The 19,787-nt window shown below is 69.5% G+C and carries 1 protein-coding gene and 1 pseudogene; both read left to right on the top strand.

Annotated features, from left to right (window positions below; genetic code table 11):
* Nucleotides 1–55 precede the first annotated feature (55 nt).
* Complete coding sequence (locus AB0F41_RS03725; RefSeq protein WP_357421150.1) at nucleotides 56–418, top strand: hypothetical protein; 363 nt, start codon at nucleotides 56–58, stop codon at nucleotides 416–418.
* Nucleotides 419–1,469: 1,051 nt separating this feature from the next.
* A pseudogene (locus tag AB0F41_RS03730) lies at nucleotides 1,470–19,514 on the top strand (amino acid adenylation domain-containing protein); the annotation flags it as partial.
* Nucleotides 19,515–19,787: the final 273 nt, after the last annotated feature.

Raw genomic sequence — 19,787 nt, forward strand, 5'->3', positions numbered from 1 at the left:
GGTAGGATCACGCGCCGGACGGAAGCGGACCGACCCCGTCGGAAGGAGCACGATAATGCGTCCCACGGCTCTTCGCACGGCAACTGCCGCCCTCGGCGCGCTACTGCTGGGCGCGGGCCCGGCGCTTGCCGCGACGACTCCGATCGCCGCGGCCGAGCCGTCCTACTACGCCCCCGAGATCACCTCGTGTGACCATCTTTTCCGCACCCCGCTCGACGCTCCTCGTCCCGGCGGCCGGACCTACTGGAGCCCGTTCGGTGCGACCGGAATCGTCTGTTATGACAACGGCACCGGCGTCGCCGACTACTACCAGCGTGACCCGGGCGGCGCCTGGCACGATATGAACGAACTGATACCCGGCCACTTCTTCTACAGCGTGTTCACCACCGGCATCCCGGACGCGGCGCAGCGTCGCTGATCCCGCGCCGGAGCCCGGTTTCCTCGACGGGAACGCGGCCCGCACGCGTGGACCCCGTCAGAGCGTCCGCCGCCTTCATCGACGAACGCGAATCATCGTCGGTGATCATTTTTCTTCCCGGCGGAATACCTCACTTCGGCGCGCTGTTCGATCTTTGGTGACGTCCTGGAACGTGTATCAACAATGCACGTTGCGGAGTCTGCTCGCTCTCGTTTACGATTGCGTTCTCACGCCGGTCGGAGAGTATGGATGAATACGCTCGGACGGCTGCCGATCCGATTGCCGCGACGGCAGATCGGCAAAAACAGAAGGATCCTTCCGATTGTCGGGGTTGTGGAGGGTCCGCAGTACGAATTCTGGGACGCTGTGGTCGCAGAATTCTGCTGGAACGAACTGCGATGAAGGTAAGCCACTTCCAGAAGGCGATCGGTGCTGCCGATGAATTCGAACGATGTTCGCTTCCTGCTCGCCGAACCCGACTCGGGCCGGATCTGCCCAGGGGACGGCGACGCTCCCGATAGTCATTCAGAAGTGCCGATCCGTGCTGTACCTGCGGATACTCGGTGTCATGGCCGCAGCGTCCGGCGCAAACACGGCACTCCGTGACCCGCCCGGGGCGGCTCGTGGGCGGATACCGCAGGGGCAGCCGAGGTCGGCGCCCATGGGTTTTCGTCACCGTCGGGTCTCGATGAGTCAGGGCAGTCGGCTTCTTTGTCGGTTATTCCGGCGGGAACGGCGGGATTCATGCGAGACGAAATCGAAATATTTGTGCCTGCCGGCGCGCGGTGCTATTTCTTCGAGTATTGAAGGTCCACACGAAGCGTAAGAGGTCGGGTGCCGCCGGTGTTCTCCGGGCGGCGTCTGGAATAACGAACTCAATGGAGGTCAGGTGACCCAGTCCAAGCGCAACGCCGACAGGGGTATTCCGCAGTCGGGTTCAATATGGAACCGTCCCTCCGAGTTTTCCGCACCGACCGCTCCGGGTAACGGTTCGGCCGCGGAACGCATCAATGGAAACACTGTTCCCGACCGGCGGCCTGCGGATATCTTCCCGTTGACCGCTGCGCAGCGTGGAATCTGGTTCGCGCAGCACCTCGCGGGCTCGTCGCCGATTTCCGTTGCACAATACGTCGAAATCGTCGGCGAATTGAAACCGGATTTGCTTGTCGAGGCATGCGAAACCGCCGACCGAGAATTCGGCGCCGGGTATACGCGACTGGTCGAGGTCGACGGCGAACCGTGTCAGTACGTCGACCCGACCACCGGATCACCGGTGGCGATCGTGGACCTGAGCCGCGACGACGACCCGGTGGGGACGGCACACAGGCTGATGGTCGAGGATTATTCCGCTCCGCTCGACCTGCTCACGGATTATTTGATGGCCAGCACTATATTCGTGATCGGCGCGGACCATTTCCTGTGGTATCAGCGTGCGCACCATATCGCTTTGGACGGATTCGCCGCGGTAACGATGTTGCACCGGATTACCGAGCTCTACAACTGTTGGGTAACCGGTGAAGAAGCGCCGCCGGCGACGGCGAAATATCTGGGGGAAATCGTCGATCAGGACGCGGCCTATCGTGATTCGGAACGGTTCGGCAACGATCGCCGCCACTGGACCGAGCACCTGGCGGGCGCACCGCCGGTGGTCAGCCTCGCCGGCCGGGTCGCCGAACCGACCATCCACCCCACGCTGATCAGCGCGTCGCTGCCGGAGGACACCGCGCGGCTCCTCGACGGTGTGGTGCTGGAACGCGGTACCAGCGTCACTCCCATCATCGTGGCGGCGTTCGCCGCCTACCTGGCCCGCATGACCGACAGTGATGAGGTGCTGCTGAGCCTGCCGGTCTCGGGCCGGCATTCCGCGGTGCTGCGGCGTTCCGGCGGCATGGTGGCCAATGTGGTGCCGCTGCGGGTGCCGGTGGCCACGCACAGTGTGGGCGAGCTGATCGACGCCGCACAGGGGGAGCTGACCAGCGCGCTGCGCCGCCAGCGGTACCGCCAGGAGGACATCTTCCGCGATATGGGTATCGCGCGCGACGAAGCGGCCTCGTTCGGTCCGGCCGTCAACCTGATGATGGTCGAGAACGAGGTCGTGTTCGGATCCACCACGGGACGCCTGCACGTGCTGACCTCCGGTCCCACCGCCGACCTGTTCGTCAACATCTACCCGGGTGCGGGCAAAGAGAGCACCCATATCGATTTCCAGGGCAACCCGAACGTCTACACGCCGGACGAACTCGCCGGTCACCATCGCCGGTTCCTGATGTTCCTGCACGAATTCCTCGCCGGCGGAACGGACCACCCGGTGAGCGGCCTGCCGCTGCTGGTGGACAGCGAACGCGCCGAACTGCTGCCGGTGCGGGGACCCCGCGGCGCCGGGGCCGCGCGGCTGCTGCCGGATATCCTCGCCGACAGCGCGCGGCGGCATCGCGAGGCGATCGCGATCTCGGAAGCCGGGCGTACCGTGACCTACGGCGAGCTGGACAGCAGATCCTCGCGGCTCGCACGGCAGCTCGTCGCCCTCGGCTGCGGGCCCGATACCGCGGTGGCGATTCTGCTGCGACGCTCGGCCGAGTCGATCAGCGCGGCGTGGGCCGTCGCGAAGAGCGGTGCCGCGATCGTGCAGGTGGACCCCGAATATCCGCCGAAGCGAATCGAGCACATGATCTCCGACAGCGGCGCGGCGGTGGCGATCACCGTCGACGCCCATCGGGAAAGCCTGCCGGAGGACGTGCACCGGCTGGTGCTCGACGACCCTGCCACCCTGCGCGGTGGCGAGAACGCCGCAGACGGGCCCCTCTCCGACGAGGAGCGGATTCGTCCGCTGCGGCCGGCCAACCTCGCCTATATGACCTACACGTCGGGATCCACCGGATTGCCGAAAGGTGTGCAGGTCACCCACGGCGGGCTCGCCAACCTGATCGCCGACCGCACCGAAACCTACGGTGTGGACGCGACATCGCGGGTGTCCTACGCCCTGTCACCCAGCTTCGACGCCTCACTGGAACAATTCCTGACCTGTTTCGCGAACGGGTCGACGCTGGTGATCGTGCCGCCCGGAGTGATCGGCGGCGAACGACTGACCCGGCTCCTCGAAGGTGAGCACGTCACCCACCTGACGCTGACCCCCGCGATGCTGTCGACGGTGGATCCGGAACCGCTGACCGATCTGCGAGTGGTGGTGGTCGGTGGCGATGTCTGCCCGCCGCATGTGATCGAACGGTGGACCCGGAACTGGACGATGTACAACGAATACGGGCCCACCGAGACCACGGTGACCGCCTCCGGCGCCCCCCTCCGCGCCGACCACGACCCGACCGTCGGCGGGCCCATCCGGGGCGTGTCGGCGATGGTGCTGGACCGCACCCTGCAGCCGGTGCCGAAGGGCACCGCCGGGGAACTGTATCTGGCCGGGCCCGGGCTGGCGCGCGGCTACAGTCACCGGGTCGGCGAGACCACCGCCCGGTTCGTCGCCGACCCCTACGGCGATCCGGGTGAGCGGATGTACCGCACCGGCGATATCGCGCGCTGGACCGGTGCCGACGGCACGATGATGCTGGAGTTGCTGGGCCGCACCGATTTCCAGGTGAAGATCCGCGGGTACCGCATCGAGCCGGGCGAGATCGACGCGGCGCTCACCGGTCACGACGATATCGATCTGTCGGTCACCGTGCCGGTGCGCAACAACGCGGGCATGACGGTACTGGCCTCCTACGTCGTACCGGTCGGGGAGCGCGTTCTCGACCCGGGCGACGTGCAGCGCTTCGCCCGCGAAAGCCTGCCGCCGCATCTGGTTCCGGCCGTGATCGTGCCGCTGGAGAGTCTGCCGGTGAACGCGTTCGGCAAACTCGATCGCGGCGCGTTACCGGAACCGGTGTTCGGTGCGACGTCGACGGGCCGCCTTCCGGCCACTCCGGGAGAGAGCCTGATGGCGGGTCTGTTCGCCGACGTGCTCGGGGTGCCCGAGATCGGGGCCGACGACAGTTTCTTCGCCCTCGGTGGCGACAGTATCCTGTCCATTCAGCTGGTGGCTCGCGCCAAAACCGCCGGTCTGGCGTTCTCCACCCAGGATGTGTTCGAGTACAAGACGGTGGCGGGCCTGGCGGCGGTCGCGACGGACGCCACCGATACTCCGCTGCTGATCGAACCGGCCGGCGGGGGTATCGGCCCGATGCCGCTGTCGCCGATCGTGTACGCCATGCTCGACCGCGGCCATTTCGACCGGTTCGCGCAGGCCACCCTGATCGAACTTCCCGACGGCGTGCGGCACCCGGATCTGGTGCGGGCCCTGCAGGCCGTCATGGACCGCCACGATATGTTGCGCGCGGTGCTGCGGGACCCGGTGCACGGCAATATCGAAGCCCGGGAACCGGGTTCGGCCGACGCGGGTGCCGCCCTGGTCGATGTGCGGCTCGACCGCCGCGACCCCGGCGAGGTCGACGCGCATCTGCAGGCGGCCGCGGACCGGCTGAACCCGCGCGAGGGCGCGCTGGTCCAGGCTGTCCTCCTGCGCGGCCCCGCCGGCACCGGCCCCGATCTGCTGTGGCTGGTGGTGCACCACCTCGCCGTGGACGCGGTGTCGTGGCGGATCCTGCTCACCGACCTCGCGCAGGCGTGGACGCGGATAGCCGACGGCGCGGAACCTGCCGCCGGCGCGACGACCACCTCGTTCCGGCGCTGGGTGCAGGGGCTGGTCGAAGAAGCGGCGAGCCGGCGCGCGCCGGAACTGGACCTGTGGAAGGACATGGTCGGGCAGGGTGAACAGTTGCTGGGTTCCCGGCGGCTGGACCCCGAACGGGATGTCGCTGCCACCGCGGGCCGGATCGAGACCCGTATCCCGGCCGATATCGCCGAGGCGGTGCTCACCACGATCCCGGCCCGTTTCCACGGCAGCCCCAACGATCCGCTGCTGGCGGCGCTGGTGCTGGCGCTCGGCGAATGGCGACGCCGGCGCGGTATGCCCGATACCGGGGAACTGATCTCGCTGGAGGGCCACGGCCGCGAAGAACAGGCGGTGCCGGGCGCGGACCTCAGCGGCACCGTGGGCTGGTTCACCAACCGGTTCCCGATCCGGATCGGGCTGTCCGGCATCGACCCCGCCGACGCGTTCGGCGGCGGGGCCGCCGCGGGTCTGGCGATCAAACAGGTGAAGGAGCAGTTGCGCGCGGTGCCCGACAACGGCATCGGCTACGGGATGCTGCGCCGGCTCGACCCGCTGGGCCACGCCGAACTCGGCGGTGCACCGGACCCCCAGATCAGTTTCAACTATCTGGGGCGGGTGGGTGTCCGCGAACATTCGGGGGCGTGGACACCCACCCGTGACTTCGCGTCGCTGACCTCGACCAGCGACCCGCGGATGGCGTTGCCCGCGGTACTCGATATCAACGCGATCGCCGAACACGGCCCGCGCGGGCTCGAACTCGACGCGACGTTCGAATTCGCGGCCCAGGTGCTCAGCGCCGCGGAGGTCGACGAGCTGGCCGAATTGTGGGTGCGGGCACTGCGCGGCTTCGCCGGGCACGTCCGGTCGGAATTCGCCGGGGGATTCACACCGTCGGATTTCCCGCTCGTGGCGGTATCGCAGGACGATATCGACCACTGGCTGCGTGATCACCCCACCTTGACCGATGTGTGGCCGCTGACCGCCCTGCAATCGGGGCTGCTGTTCCACGCCATCTACGACGACAGCGACGACGGATACATCGTGCAGGCGACGCTGACGCTGGCCGGGGAGGTACGCCCGGACCGGATGCGGCGGGCCGCGCAGACGCTGATCGACCGGCACGACAGCCTGCGGACCGCGTTCGTGGAGAGCCCGGACGGGCCACGTCAGCTCGTCGAGCAGCAGGTGCCGGTGGACTGGCGGTACACCGACCTCACCGGGATCGGTGACACCGAACGCGACGACGCGTTGCGCGGCCTCGCCGAGGCGGCCGCGCTGCCGTTCGATCCCGCCCGGCCGCCGCTGCTGCGATTCCACCTCGTGCGCACCGGCTCCGCGGAATACCGGCTGCTGGTCACCAACCATCACATCGTGCTCGACGGCTGGTCGATGCCGCTGCTGGTCCATCAGCTGCTGGCGCTCTACACCGCCGGCGACGAACCGGCCGATATCGCCACCTCACGCTCCTACCGCGACTACCTGCAGTGGCTGCACACCCAGGACCGCGACACCGCGCTCACCGCCTGGCAGCAGACGCTCGCCGGAATCGAGACCCCGACCCGGGTCACCGGCAGCCCGGATCGTGCCGTCACCGCCCACAACGGGGAGGTCGGGCGCAATCTCGACGCCACGGCGACCGCCGCGCTGCTGGCCCTCGGCCGCTCCCACGGAGTCACCCCCAACACCGCGATCCAGGTGGCGTGGGCGCTGCTGCTGACCGCCCTCACGGGCCGGTCGGATGTGGTGTTCGGCAATACGGTGTCACATCGTCCGCCGCAGATCTCCGGCGTCGACCAGATGATCGGCCTGTTCATCAACACGCTGCCCGTGCGGGTGCGGCTCGACCCGCACGAAACGGTCGCGGGCCTGCTCCAACGGGTGCAGTCCGAGCAGGCCGCGATGCTCGACCACCGGCATATCGGACTGGCGGAATTGCAGCGCGCCACCGGGATCGCGGATATGTTCGACACGGTCACGGTGCTGGAGTCCTATCCGCTGGACCGGGAGCTGCTGGCAGGCGATCTCACCGCCGCCGGGCTGCGGCTGGTCGATCTCGAAGCCCAGGACGCCACCCCGTATCCGCTGAGCCTGCAGGTGAGCCCACCCAAAGCCGACCGCGACGCGGTATCGGACACCGAGGCGTCCGGCACCCACACGGTGACACTGCGTTTCGCCACCGACCGGTTCGACGACGCGCAGGCCCGCACCCTGCTCGACCGTTTCGAGCTGATCCTGACCCAGATCATCACCGACCCCGCCCGCCGGATCGCGGCCGTCGCCCCGTCCCGGGAGCAGGACCGCGTCCTGCCGCGCATCGTCGCCGCCGAGACCCCGGCGCCCGAACTCACCCTCCGCGATATCCTGGCCCGCACCGCGCGGACGCACCCGGACGCGGTGGCGGTCCGGTCCGGCGACCTGCCCATGACCTACCGGGAGCTGAACGACCGTGCCGACCGCGTCGCGCGCGTGCTCACGGCGCGCGGGGCCCGCCCCGAATCGTTCGTGGCGGTGGCGGTACCGCGGTCGGCGGAACTGGCCGTGGCGATCTGGGCGGTTGCGAAAACCGGGGCCGCGTTCGTCCTGCTGGACCCGGCGAACCCCGCCGAACGTCTCGCGGAGTTGCTCGCCGATTCCCATTGCGCTCTGGGTGTGACGGTCGACGCTGTCGCACAACGCCTCCCGGACGCCGTCGATTGGCTGCGGGTGGATTCGGCCACCGAACTCCCGGCCGGAGCGGCCGGCGCAGTGCCTCCGCCGCGGGCCGCGAACGCCGCGTATGTGATCTACACATCCGGGTCGACGGGTAATCCGAAGGCCGTCCATATCGCCCACCACGGCCTGGCCGCGCTCGTCGCCGCGCAGGCGGCCGCCTTCGGCGCCGATACCGGTTCCCGGGTGCTGCAGGTCGCGTCGCCGGGTTTCGACGCCTCGGTATCGGAACTGCTGCTGGCGCACAGCGCCGGCGCCTGCCTGGTGGTGGCACCGCCGGAGGTGTACGGCGGTATCGATCTGGAGGATCTGCTGCGGTCCGAGGACGTCTCCCACGCGATCATCACGCCGTCGGTGCTGAACACGATGGACCCGGCGCGGCTGCCGCAGCTGCGGACCGTGGCGGTCGTCGGCGAGGCCACCGGCCCGGACACCGTGCACCGGTGGGCGCCCGGCCGGCGGCTGATGAACCATTACGGCCCCACCGAAACCACGATCTGGGCGACCGGCTCCGACGCGCTGCGCCCCGGTGAACCGGTGACCATCGGCGGGCCCATCGGCGGGGTCACGGTGACCGTTCTCGATATGTGGCTGCGACCGGTACCGGCCGGGGTGGCCGGTGAACTGTATATCGGCGGCCCCGGTCTGGCCCGCGGCTACTACGACCGGCCCGCCACCACCGCGTCCCGGTTCGTCGCCGATCCGCACTCCGCTCGTGGTGAACGGCTGTACCGTACCGGCGATTCGGTGCGCTGGATCCGGACCGACGACGGGCCGGCCCTGGAATATCTGGGGCGCGGTGATCAGCAGGTCAAAATCCACGGTCTGCGGATCGAGCCGGGGGAGATCGACGCCCGGATGGCGCGGTATCCGGCCGTTTCGCGGGTGGCCACCGTCGCACAGGAAGGCCCGGCCGGGGAACCGGTGCTGGTGTCCTATGTGGTCCCGGCGACGGGTTCGGCACTGGATGTGACGGCCCTGCACGGCGAGCTCGCCGAGTCGCTACCGCACTACATGAACCCCGCGGCGATCGTCGAACTCGACGAGATGCCCCTCACCCCCGTCGGCAAGATCGACCTGAACGCATTGCGGCAGCGCGCCTTCCGCGCGGAAGGCGCCCCGGGACGTGCGCCGTCCACCCCGGCCGAGCAGATCGTGGCCGACCTGTTCGCCGAGGTCCTCGACCTCGACACCGTCTCCGCCGACAGCAACTTCTTCGCCCTCGGCGGCGACAGCATCGTCTCGATGCGGCTGGTCGCCGCCGCCCGCGCCGCCGGGCTGGTCTTCACCCCGCGGGAGGTGTTCGAGGCGAAAACGGTCACCGCGCTGGCCGCGCTGGCCCGCACCGATATCGAAGCCGGACGGGAGACCTGGACCCGGCTGCCGGCGGCCCGCTCCGAAGGCCGCGCCTTCCGGCCCTCCGATTTCCCGCTCGTCGCGCTCACCCAGCCCGATATCGACCGGCTCGACCGCGACCGGCATGCACTCTCCGATGTGTGGTCGCTGTCGCCGATGCAATCCGGTATCCACTTCCACTCCACCTACAATCCCGATGCCGGTGACAACTACACCGTCCAGACGGTGATCGGGTTCTCCGGCGCGGTCGATGGTGAGCGGCTGCGCCGGGCCGCGCAGGCTCTGGTCGACCGGCACGACATCCTGCGCGCCGCGTTCGTCGAAACCGCCGCCGGCCCCTGCCAGATCGTCACCGAGCAGGTCGAGGTCCGGTTCCGGGAGATCGATCTGCCCGCCGACGGCGCCGCACCGGCCGAGGCCGAGCGGATCGCCGCGGCCGACGCCGAAACGCCGTTCGATCTGGCCGCCCCGTCGCTGCTCCGGTTCACCCTGCTGCGCGTCGAATCCGGTGTGTACCAGCTGTTCGTCACCAATCACCATGTGATCCTCGACGGCTGGTCGATGCCGCTGCTGATGCGGGAACTACTCGAATTCTACGGCGCGCCCGAGCTGATCGAGCTCGCCGAACCCGCCCCCTCCTATCGTGACTATCTGGCGTGGCTCGGCCGCCAGGACCATACGGCCTCCAAGGAGGCGTGGGCGCGGGAGTATGCGGATGTGGACGCCCCCACCCGCGTCACCCGCGGTGGCGGCGTACCGGGCACCGCCACCGCCGGGGAAGTGCGCGCCGAACTGCCGCCGGAACGATTCGGGGAACTGTCGCGGGTCGCGGCGGACGCCGCCGTCACCGTCAACACGGCCATCGCGGCGGCCTGGGCGCTGAATCTGCGGATCCTGACCGGCGATACCGATATCGTCTTCGGGTCCGCGGTCTCCGGCCGGCCGCCGGAACTGCCGTCGGTGGACCGCACCCTCGGCATGTTCCTGAACACGATCCCGGTGCGGGTCCGCCTCGACCCGGCCGAATCCATGCGGCAGCTGCTGGCCCGCATCCAGGCGCAGCAGGCCCGCATGCTGGACCACCACTACGTCGGTCTGCCCGATATCCACCGCGCCGCCGGAGTCGCCGAACTGTTCGACACCGCCGTCGCCTACCAGTCGTTCCCCGTCGACCGCCCGGCCCTGCAGCGGCTCGTCGACTCCGCGGGCCTGCACATCGACGAGATCACCGGCGTCGACGCCACCCCGTACCCGCTGAGCCTGGTCGTGGCGCCCCGCTACGCCGACGCCGACGGCGCGCCGGGACTGCAGATCACTCTCCGCTACCTGGAAGACGAATTCGACTCCGTGCGGGCCCGCCGCATCATCGACCGGTTCGTCGAACTGCTGTACCGGATGACGTGGAATCCGGCCGTGCGCCTGGGTGAACTGGCCCTCAACGACGAACCGGGTCCGGCCCGCCCGGCTCCGGGCAGCGAACCCGCCGGCCCCGCGACCTTCGCCGAAATCCTCTCCGCCTCGGCCGCCGCCGCACCCGAGGCGATCGCCCTCGAATTCGGCGACACCCGGCTGACCTACCGGCAGCTCGACGACCGGTCCAACCGTCTCGCCCGGGAACTGCTGCGGCACACCGGCGGCGCCGCCACCGTGATCGCCTCCGCGCTGCCGCGGTCGGTGGAAGCGGTTGTCGCCATATGGGCCGCCGCGAAGGCCGGGGTCGCGTTCGTCCCGGTCGACCCCCACCTTCCGGCCGAACGGATCGAATTCCTGCTGTCGGATTCGGGCGCCCTGCTCGGGCTCACCGATACCGCATCCCGGCCGCGGCTGCCGGGCGGCGTCGACTGGCTGGTCCTCGACGATCCGCAGACGCTGCGGGCCCTCGACGAGTACTCCGACGCGCCGGTCGATGACGCCGAACGCGGCGGCCCGATCCGGCTCGACCGGGCCGCGTACCTGATCTACACATCCGGGTCCACCGGCACACCCAAGGGTGTGGTGGTCGGCCATCGCGGACTGTCCGAGGTCGTGGCGGCGCAACGCCGGCTACTCGGCCTCGACCCGGAATCGATCGTGTTGCAGGTGGCCTCGCCCAGCTTCGACGCCTCGATCTTCGAACTGCTCATGGCGCACGGTTCCGGTGGCCGCCTCGTGATCTCCCCGCCGGATGTCTACGGCGGCCGTGAACTGGCCGCGCTGATGCGGCACCTGAGGGTTTCGCACACCGTCATCACCCCCTCGGCGCTGGCGACCGTCCCGGAGGAAGGTCTCGACGGGCTGCGGGTGCTGGCCACCGCCGGTGAGCCGGTCGGCCCGGAAATCGTCGACCGGTGGGCGCCCGGGCGCACCATGGTCAACCTGTACGGGCCCACCGAATGCACCATCTGGGCCACCGCGAGCGATCCGATGACCCCCGGTGCGCCCATCACCATCGGCACCCCCGCCGGGCCCGTCGCCGCCGCCGTCCTCGACACCTGGTTACGGCCGGTGCCGGTGGGCGTGGCCGGCGAACTGTACCTGTTCGGGAGCGGCCTCGCCGAAGGCTATACCGGCCGCGGCGGGTTGAGCGCCGCACGTTTCGTGGCCTGCCCGTTCGGCACTCCCGGCGGCCGCATGTACCGCACCGGAGATGTGGTGCGCCGCACCGGCACCGGAGATTTCGAATTCGTCGGCCGCAACGACTTCCAGGTGAAAGTGCGCGGTACCCGTATCGAACTCGGTGAGATCGACGCCGTACTCGCCGACCGGCCCGATGTGGCGTTCGCGGTCACGGTGCCGCGCGGCGCCGAGGGCCGCCCCGCGATGCTGGTGTCGTATGTGGTGCCCGCGCCCGGCGCGGACCTTTCCGGCGACGAACTGAGCGCGACCCTCGCCGAAGCGCTGCCCACCTATATGGTGCCCGCCGCGGTGATGGTGCTCGACGAGGTGCCGCTCACCTCGAACGGCAAACTGGATCGTGACCGGCTCCCCGAACCGGTATTCGCCGCCCGCGAATTCAAAGCACCCTCGTCGTGGGTGGAGGAAACGGTCGCCGAAGCGTTCGAGCAGGTGCTCGCGGTGGAACGGGTGGGCGCCGACGACGACTTCTTCTCCCTGGGCGGTGATTCGCTCACCGCGTCGCTGGTGGTGGCGCGGGTCGGCGCGGCCCTCGACATCCGGGTGCCGGTGCGGGCGGTGTTCGAAGCGCCGACCGTCGCGCGGCTCGCCGAACACGTCGGGACCCTCACCACCGGTGGCCGGGTGCCCCTCACCGCGGGCATCCGACCCGACCCGGTCCCGCTGTCGCTGGCCCAGCAGCGGATGTGGTTCCTGAACCGGTTCGAACCCGGATCGGCGGCCTACAACATTCCCGTCATGCTGCGGCTGTCCGGCCAGCTCGACACCCGGGCGCTGGCGGCCGCGCTGGAAGATGTCATCGCCCGGCACGAGGTGCTGCGCACCATCTACCCGGAAACCGGTGGCGAACCCCGCCAGCAGGTGCTCGACGAACCCCGGATCCCGGTCGTACCGGTACCGGTGACCGCCCATGACGCCCCCGAAGTGGTGGGCGGATTCGTGCGCCGCGGATTCGACGTCACCGCGCAGGTGCCGATGCGGGTGGGGTTGTTCGATATCGGCCCCGGAGCCGGCGAAGACGGACACTACCTGCTGGTGCTGGTGGTGCACCATATCGCCGGTGACGGGCAGTCGATGGGGCCGCTGGCCCGCGACGTGATGGTCGCCTACGCCGCCCGCGTGGCCGGGCAGGCCCCGGCCTGGGAGCCACTCTCGGTGCAATACGCCGATTTCGCGTTGTGGCAGCGCCGGATGCTGGGCGCCGCCGACGATCCGGATTCGCTGATGTCGGCCCAACTGGACTTCTGGCGGTCCACCCTGGCCGGTGCGCCCGACCGGCTGGACCTGCCCGCCGACCGGGCGCGGCCCGCCGTGGCCTCCCTGTCGGGCGGCCGGGTCCCGGTGGAGATCGGCGCCGGCCTGCACACCCGCCTGCAAGCCGTGGCCCGATCCCGCGGATCGTCGCTGTTCATGGTGCTGCACGCGGCCCTCGCGGCGCTGCTGGGCCGATTGAGCGGCAGCGACGATATCGTCGTCGGCACCCCGGTCGCCGGCCGCGGCGAACCCGGACTCGACGATCTGGTCGGCATGTTCGTCAACACGCTGGCGCTGCGCACCCCCATCGACGCCGCGGAACCCTTCGCCGACCTGCTGACCCGGACCCGGGAAACCGACCTGCAGGCGTTCGAGCACGCCGACGTCCCGTTCGAACGTGTCGTCGAGGAACTCAACCCCGAACGCTCCGCCGCCCAGCATCCCCTGTTCCAGGTGGCTTTGGCGTTCCAGAACCTGGCGACCGTGGATGTGGTGCTGCCCGATGTCGTGGTCTCCCGCGCCGATGTCGACACCGGTATGTCGCAATTCGATCTGCAGCTCGTCGTCTCCGACACCTATGGCGACACCGGTGCGCCCCAGGGCCTGTCGGGCACCATGATGTATGCCACCGACCTGTTCGACGAGGCGACCGCCGCCGGGTTCATCCAGCGGTTCATCCGGATCCTGGACACCGTCGCCGACGACCCGGGCGTCGCGGTCGGCGATATCGACTGGCTCGACGCCTGCGAACTGTCCTCACTGACCTCGCGGGTCGGGACACCCGTCGCGGCCCGGCCCGAAGTGCTCACGGACGTCTTCGCCGCCGCCGTCCGCGCCAACCGCGACGGCGACGCCGTCGTCTCCGGCGACACCGCCCTCACCTACGCCGAACTCGACGCCCGCTCCAACCGGCTGGCGCGGCTGCTCATCGAGCGCGGCGCCGGGCCGGAGACCCCGGTGCTGATGGCCGCCACCCGATCGGTGGAATCGGTACTCGGCTGGTGGGCGATCGTGAAATCCGGCGCCGTATACGTGCCGGTGGATCCGCGCTACCCCGGCACCCGTATCGAGCAGATGGTGACCGATTCCGGTGCGGCCCTGGGTGTCACCGTCCGCTCCGCGCGGGCCGAGATGCCCGACACCGTGAACTGGCTGGCACTCGACGACCCCGATACCGAGAACCAGCTCACGGGACTGTCCGACGGACCGGTCGGCGACCGCGACCGGGTGCGGCCGCTGCGTGTCACCAACACCGCGTACATGATCTTCACCTCCGGATCCACCGGCGTCCCTAAAGGCGTGGCCATCACCCATGCCGGGGTCGCCGGGTTCCTCGCCGCCCAGCGCACCGGCACCACCCTCGGACGCACCTCCCGGGTGCTGCATTTCGCCTCGCCCTCGTTCGACGCCTCCCTGCTGGAGATCTTCATGGCGATCGGCCGCGCGGCGACCCTGGTGATCGCCCCGGCCCGTATGTACGGCGGCGGCGAACTGGCCGAATTCCTGCACACCCAGCGGATCACCCATGCCTTCGTCACTCCCGCCGCGCTCGCCTCGGTGGACCCCGCGGGTCTCGACGATCTGCAGCTCGTGATGTCCGGCGGCGACGAGGTTCCCGCCGATCTCATCAACCGGTGGGCCGGCACCGACAGCGCCGGCACTCGCCAATTCCGGGTGCTGTACGGACCCACCGAAACCACGATCGTCGCCACCGGTACCGAACCGGTGCAACCCGGAGAACGCCCCACCATCGGCACCCCCCTGCCGGGTATGCAGGCGCTGGTCCTCGACACCCGGCTGCATCCGGTACCGGCCGGCGTCGCCGGCGAATTGTATCTCGCCGGGCCGGCGCTGGCCCGCGGCTATCTGAACCGGCCGCACACCACCGCGGAACGATTCGTGGCCGCCCCCTCCGGGGAGCCCGGCCGGCGCCTGTACCGCACCGGCGATGTGGTGCGCTGGAACTCCGAGCGCAACCTGGAGTTCGTGGGCCGCAACGACTTCCAGGTGAAGGTACGCGGTTTCCGGGTCGAACTCGGGGAAATCGACGCCCGGCTCGGCGCCCGCGCGGATATCTCGTTCGCCGTCACGGTGCCGCTGCGCGAAGACGCCGGACCGGTGAAACTCGTGTCCTACGTGGTCCCCACCGCCGACGCCGACCTCACCCCCGAGGACCTGACCGCCGCGCTCGCCGCGGACGTCCCGTCCTATATGGTGCCCGCCGCCGTGATGCTGCTCGACGAGGTGCCGCTCTCACCCAACGGCAAACTCGACCGCCGGGCCCTGCCCGAACCCGTTTTCCAGGCCCGCCCGTTCCGGGCGCCGTCCTCACCGGTGGAGGAGGTCGTCGCCGGCGTGTTCACCGAAGTCCTCGGCCTCACCGCCGCGGTCGGCGCCGACGACGACTTCTTCGAACTCGGCGGCAACAGCCTGGTCGCGACCCGGGTCGCCGCGCGGATCGGCGCCGCGTTGGACGTATCGGTGCCGGTGGCCATGATGTTCGAGGCCCCGACCGTCGCCCGGCTCGCCGCCCGCGTCGAATCGCACGCCGATACCGGCCGGATCAAGCTGACCGGTCTGGCACGCCCCGACACCATCCCGCTGTCCTACGCGCAGCAACGCATGTGGTTCCTCAACCGGTTCGAACCCGACTCCGCCGCGTTCAGCATCCCCATCGTGATCCGGCTGTCCGGGGCATTGGACCTCGACGCCCTGCACGCGGCCCTCGACGACGTGGTCACCCGGCACGAAGTACTGCGCACCGTGTACCCGCAGCGGGACGGCGAACCCGTCCAGCTGGTGCTGCCCGGATCCGAATCGGTACCGCGCCTGGCCGTGACACCCACCGCCGAACAGGACCTGCCCGCGGCGGTCACGGCGTTCGTCTCACAACCGTTCGACGTCACCGCCGAAGTACCTTTCCGCGTGCGGCTGTTCGACCTCGGGGACGACGAATGGGTCCTCGCTGTCGCCATGCACCACATCTCCGGTGACGGATCGTCGCTGACGCCGCTGGCCGGCGATATGATGACCGCCTACGCCGCCCGGATGCAGGGCGACGCCCCCGACTGGTCACCCCTGGCCGTGCAGTACGCCGATTTCGCGATCTGGCAGCGCGCCGTCCTGGGCTCGGAATACGAACCGGATTCGCTGCTGCACGCGCAGATCGACTACTGGACCACCCAGCTGTCCGGTGCGCCGGCGGTGCTGGAACTGCCCACCGACCGCCCCCGCCCCGCGGTCCAGACGTATGCGGGCGCCACCGTCCCACTCACCATCGGCGCCGACCTGCATGCCGCGCTCGACCGCCTCGCACGCGCCCACAACGCCACCCTGTTCATGGTGTTCCACGCGGCCCTCGCGGCCGCCCTGTCCCGGCTCGCCGACAGCCCCGATGTCGCGATCGGCACCCCCTACGCCGGCCGCGGCGAACCCGAACTCGACGATCTGATCGGCATGTTCGTCAACACCCTGGTCCTGCGCACCCGCCTCGAACCCGATATGTCGTTCACCCGGTTCATCGACCATGTGCGTGGCACCGACCTGGCCGGCTTCGGTCACGCCGACGTCCCGTTCGAACGGCTGGTGCAGGAACTGAACCCGGTCCGCTCGCACGCCCACCATCCGCTGTTCCAGGTGCTGCTGGCATTCCAGAACCTGGGCGCCACCGATTTCGAACTGCCCGGATTGTCGGTCTCGGCCGTCGAAGCCGATACCGGGACCTCCCTGTTCGATCTGCAGGTGACCGTCTCCGACACCTACGACCCCGCCGGCCGGCCCGCGGGACTCACCGGCGGCATCACCTACGCCACCGACCTGTTCGACGAGGGCACCGTCACCGCGCTCGTCGACCGCCTGCACTGGTTGCTCGACGCGATGGTGGCCGACCCCGCCCAGCCCGTCTACGAGGTCGACCTGCTCACCGCGGCCGAACGCGAAACCGAACTGGTGCGCTGGAACGCCACCGAACACGCTCTCGACTCCACCGAAACCCTCCCCTCGGTGTTCGCGGCCGCCGCCCGCGAACACGCCGACCACACGGCCGTCGTATCCGGTCCGCGGTCGCTGACCTACGCCGAGTTCTCCGCCCGCGTCAACCGGCTGGCACGCTGGCTGATCGCCCGCGGCGTGGGACCGGAATCGCTGGTCGCACTCCAGATGCCGCGATCACTGGACCAGGTGACCGCGATGTACGCGGTACACGCCGCCGGCGGCGGTTACGTACCGGTCGATCCGGATCATCCCGCCGAGCGGATCGACTACATGCTGGCCACCGCGCAACCGGTAGTGGTCCTCACCACCCTCGACGGGATCGACCTCACCGGATACGACGACGCCCCCGTCACCGACGGCGACCGGATCTTCCCATTGCGGCCGGACAACACCGCCTACGTTCTGTTCACCTCCGGGTCCACCGGCCGCCCGAAAGGTGTCGCCGTCTCGCATGCGGCCGTGCTGAACCAGCTGCACTGGATCATCGGAAACTACGACCTCACCGCGGACGATATCGTCCTGCAGAAGACTCCCGCGACCTTCGACGTCTCGGTGTGGGAACTCTTCGCGACCCTGGCCGTGGGCGCCCGCATGGTGATCGCGACCCCCTACGGTCACACCGACCCCGCCTACCTCGCCGAGGCGATCGCCGAACACCGGGTCACCATGACCTCCTTCGTCCCGTCCATGCTGGCGGCATTCTCTGCCGCCGCACCCGGACAGGCACTGGACACGCTGCGCGCGCTGCTCGTCGGCGGCGAAGCGTTCGGCGCGGAAGTGGTCGCCGCGGCCCGGCGCGTTCTGCCCGGAGCCACTCTGCACAACCTCTACGGGCCCACCGAATTCACCCTGCACGCCACCGCGCACGAAGTGACCGACGCCGACCGGGGCAGTATTCCGATGGGGACCCCGGTCTGGAATGTCCGCGCCTACATACTCGACGCCCGGCTGCGCCCGGTGCCGCCCGGGGTGGCGGGCGACCTGTATCTGGCGGGCCCGCAGATCGCGCGCGGCTATCAGGCCCGCCCCGGCCTCACCGCCGAACGATTCGTACCCGACCCCTTCACCGCGGGCGGCCGCCTCTACCGCACCGGCGATCTGGCGCGGCGGCACACGAGCGGAGAACTGGAATATCTGGGCCGCACCGATTTCCAGGTCAAACTCCGTGGTCTGCGCATCGAACTGGGCGAGATAGAAGCCGTCCTCGCCGAACACGATTCCGTTGCCCGGGCGATCGTGTCGGTGCACAGCGGCCACAGCGGCGACCATCTCGCCGGCTACCTCGTGCCCGCCGCCGGTGCCACACTCGACACCGGGGCGGTCCTCGAGCACGCCGCCACCGAACTTCCCGGCTATATGGTGCCCACCACGGTGATGGTCCTCGACACGGTGCCCCTCACCGCCTCCGGCAAACTCGACCGTTCGCGGCTCCCGGAACCCGAGTTCACGGCAGGGGAGTACCGCGCGCCGTCCTGGTGGCTGGAGGCCGAGGTCACCTACGCTTTCCAGCACGTCCTGGGCGTCGAGCGGGTCGGTGTCGACGACGACTTCTACGCACTCGGCGGTAACTCGCTGCGCTCGGTGCAGGTGGTGAGCGACCTGAAGAAGGAACTCGACTACGAGGTCCCCGTCGGCTGGATGTTGTCGGACCCACGTCCCGCCGATCTCGCCAAACGGATCGACTCCGGGATGCGGTCCGGGCACAGCGAATCCGACGCCGGCGGCCTCGGCTTCGATGTCGTGCTCCCGATCCGTACCGGCGGCGACCGGCCACCGCTGTTCTGCATCCACCCCGCGTCGGGCCTGTCCTGGTGCTACCGGCCGTTCGACGAATACCTGTCCGGAGACCGGCCGATCTACGGTATCCAGGCCCCGCAGATCAGCGGCACCGAACCCGGGCCGGCGACCATCGAGGACACCGCGCGCCGCTACCTCGGCGAAATCCGCGCCATCCAGCCGCACGGTCCCTACCATCTGCTCGGCTGGTCGCTCGGCGGCCAGATCGCCCACGCGATCGCGGCGGAAATCCGGGCGGTAGGGGAGGAGGTCGCCCTGCTGGCCCTGCTGGACTCCGAAGCCGACGGTTTCGACGCCTCCGCCGTCACCACCGTGACCGCCGGCGAACTGGTCGGCAATCTGGGCCCGGTCCTGGGTATCGACTTCGTGGACACCGACGCGACGGCCGAGGAGGCCGCCGAGCTCATCGAGCAACATTTCGGCGGGGCCCTCGGGGTGGACGCCGCGATGATCGAACGGATGACGGCCGCCTACAACCTGTCGATGCGCGCCGCCGCCGACTGGCGGCCCCCGGTGGTCGACACCGACCTGCTGTACTTCACCGCGACCCGGGACCGGCGTTCCGACGCGGCCGGTCATGAAGGTTGGGCACCCCTCGTGCGCGGCCATGTCACCAACGTCGAGATCGACGCCGCCCACCTGGAGATGACCGAACCCGCGGCGGTCGCCCGGATCGCCGGATTCCTCAATGCAATGCTCGCTCACTGATCCCGAGACGGCATCGACCCTTACGTGACGGAGTCATTCCCGGTGAGGTGGGCAGGCCGGTGAGTGGATGATGATCACCGCCTGATTCGCCGCCGCCGGGCAACGATCGAACTACTGGACAGTAACGAGTTGCCAGGGCCTGCGGGTTCGGGAGGTAACGAGTACAGTCCTCGCGGTGCCCAACTCGGTTCATGCGACGCTTTTGACCGGCACGGCCGGTCGGCGCCTCCATGGCGGCCGCAACCATCGTCGACGCCCGCCCCGGTACAGAGT

Origin of the sequence: Nocardia sp. NPDC024068 (genome assembly GCF_040638875.1) — a bacterium.
Classification (GTDB): Bacteria; Actinomycetota; Actinomycetes; order Mycobacteriales; family Mycobacteriaceae; genus Nocardia.

Excerpts from the sequence above, each read along its gene's own strand:
- AB0F41_RS03725 (WP_357421150.1), top strand. The coding sequence starts at position 56 with ATGCGTCCCACGGCTCTTCGCACGGCAACTGCCGCCCTCGGCGCGCTA.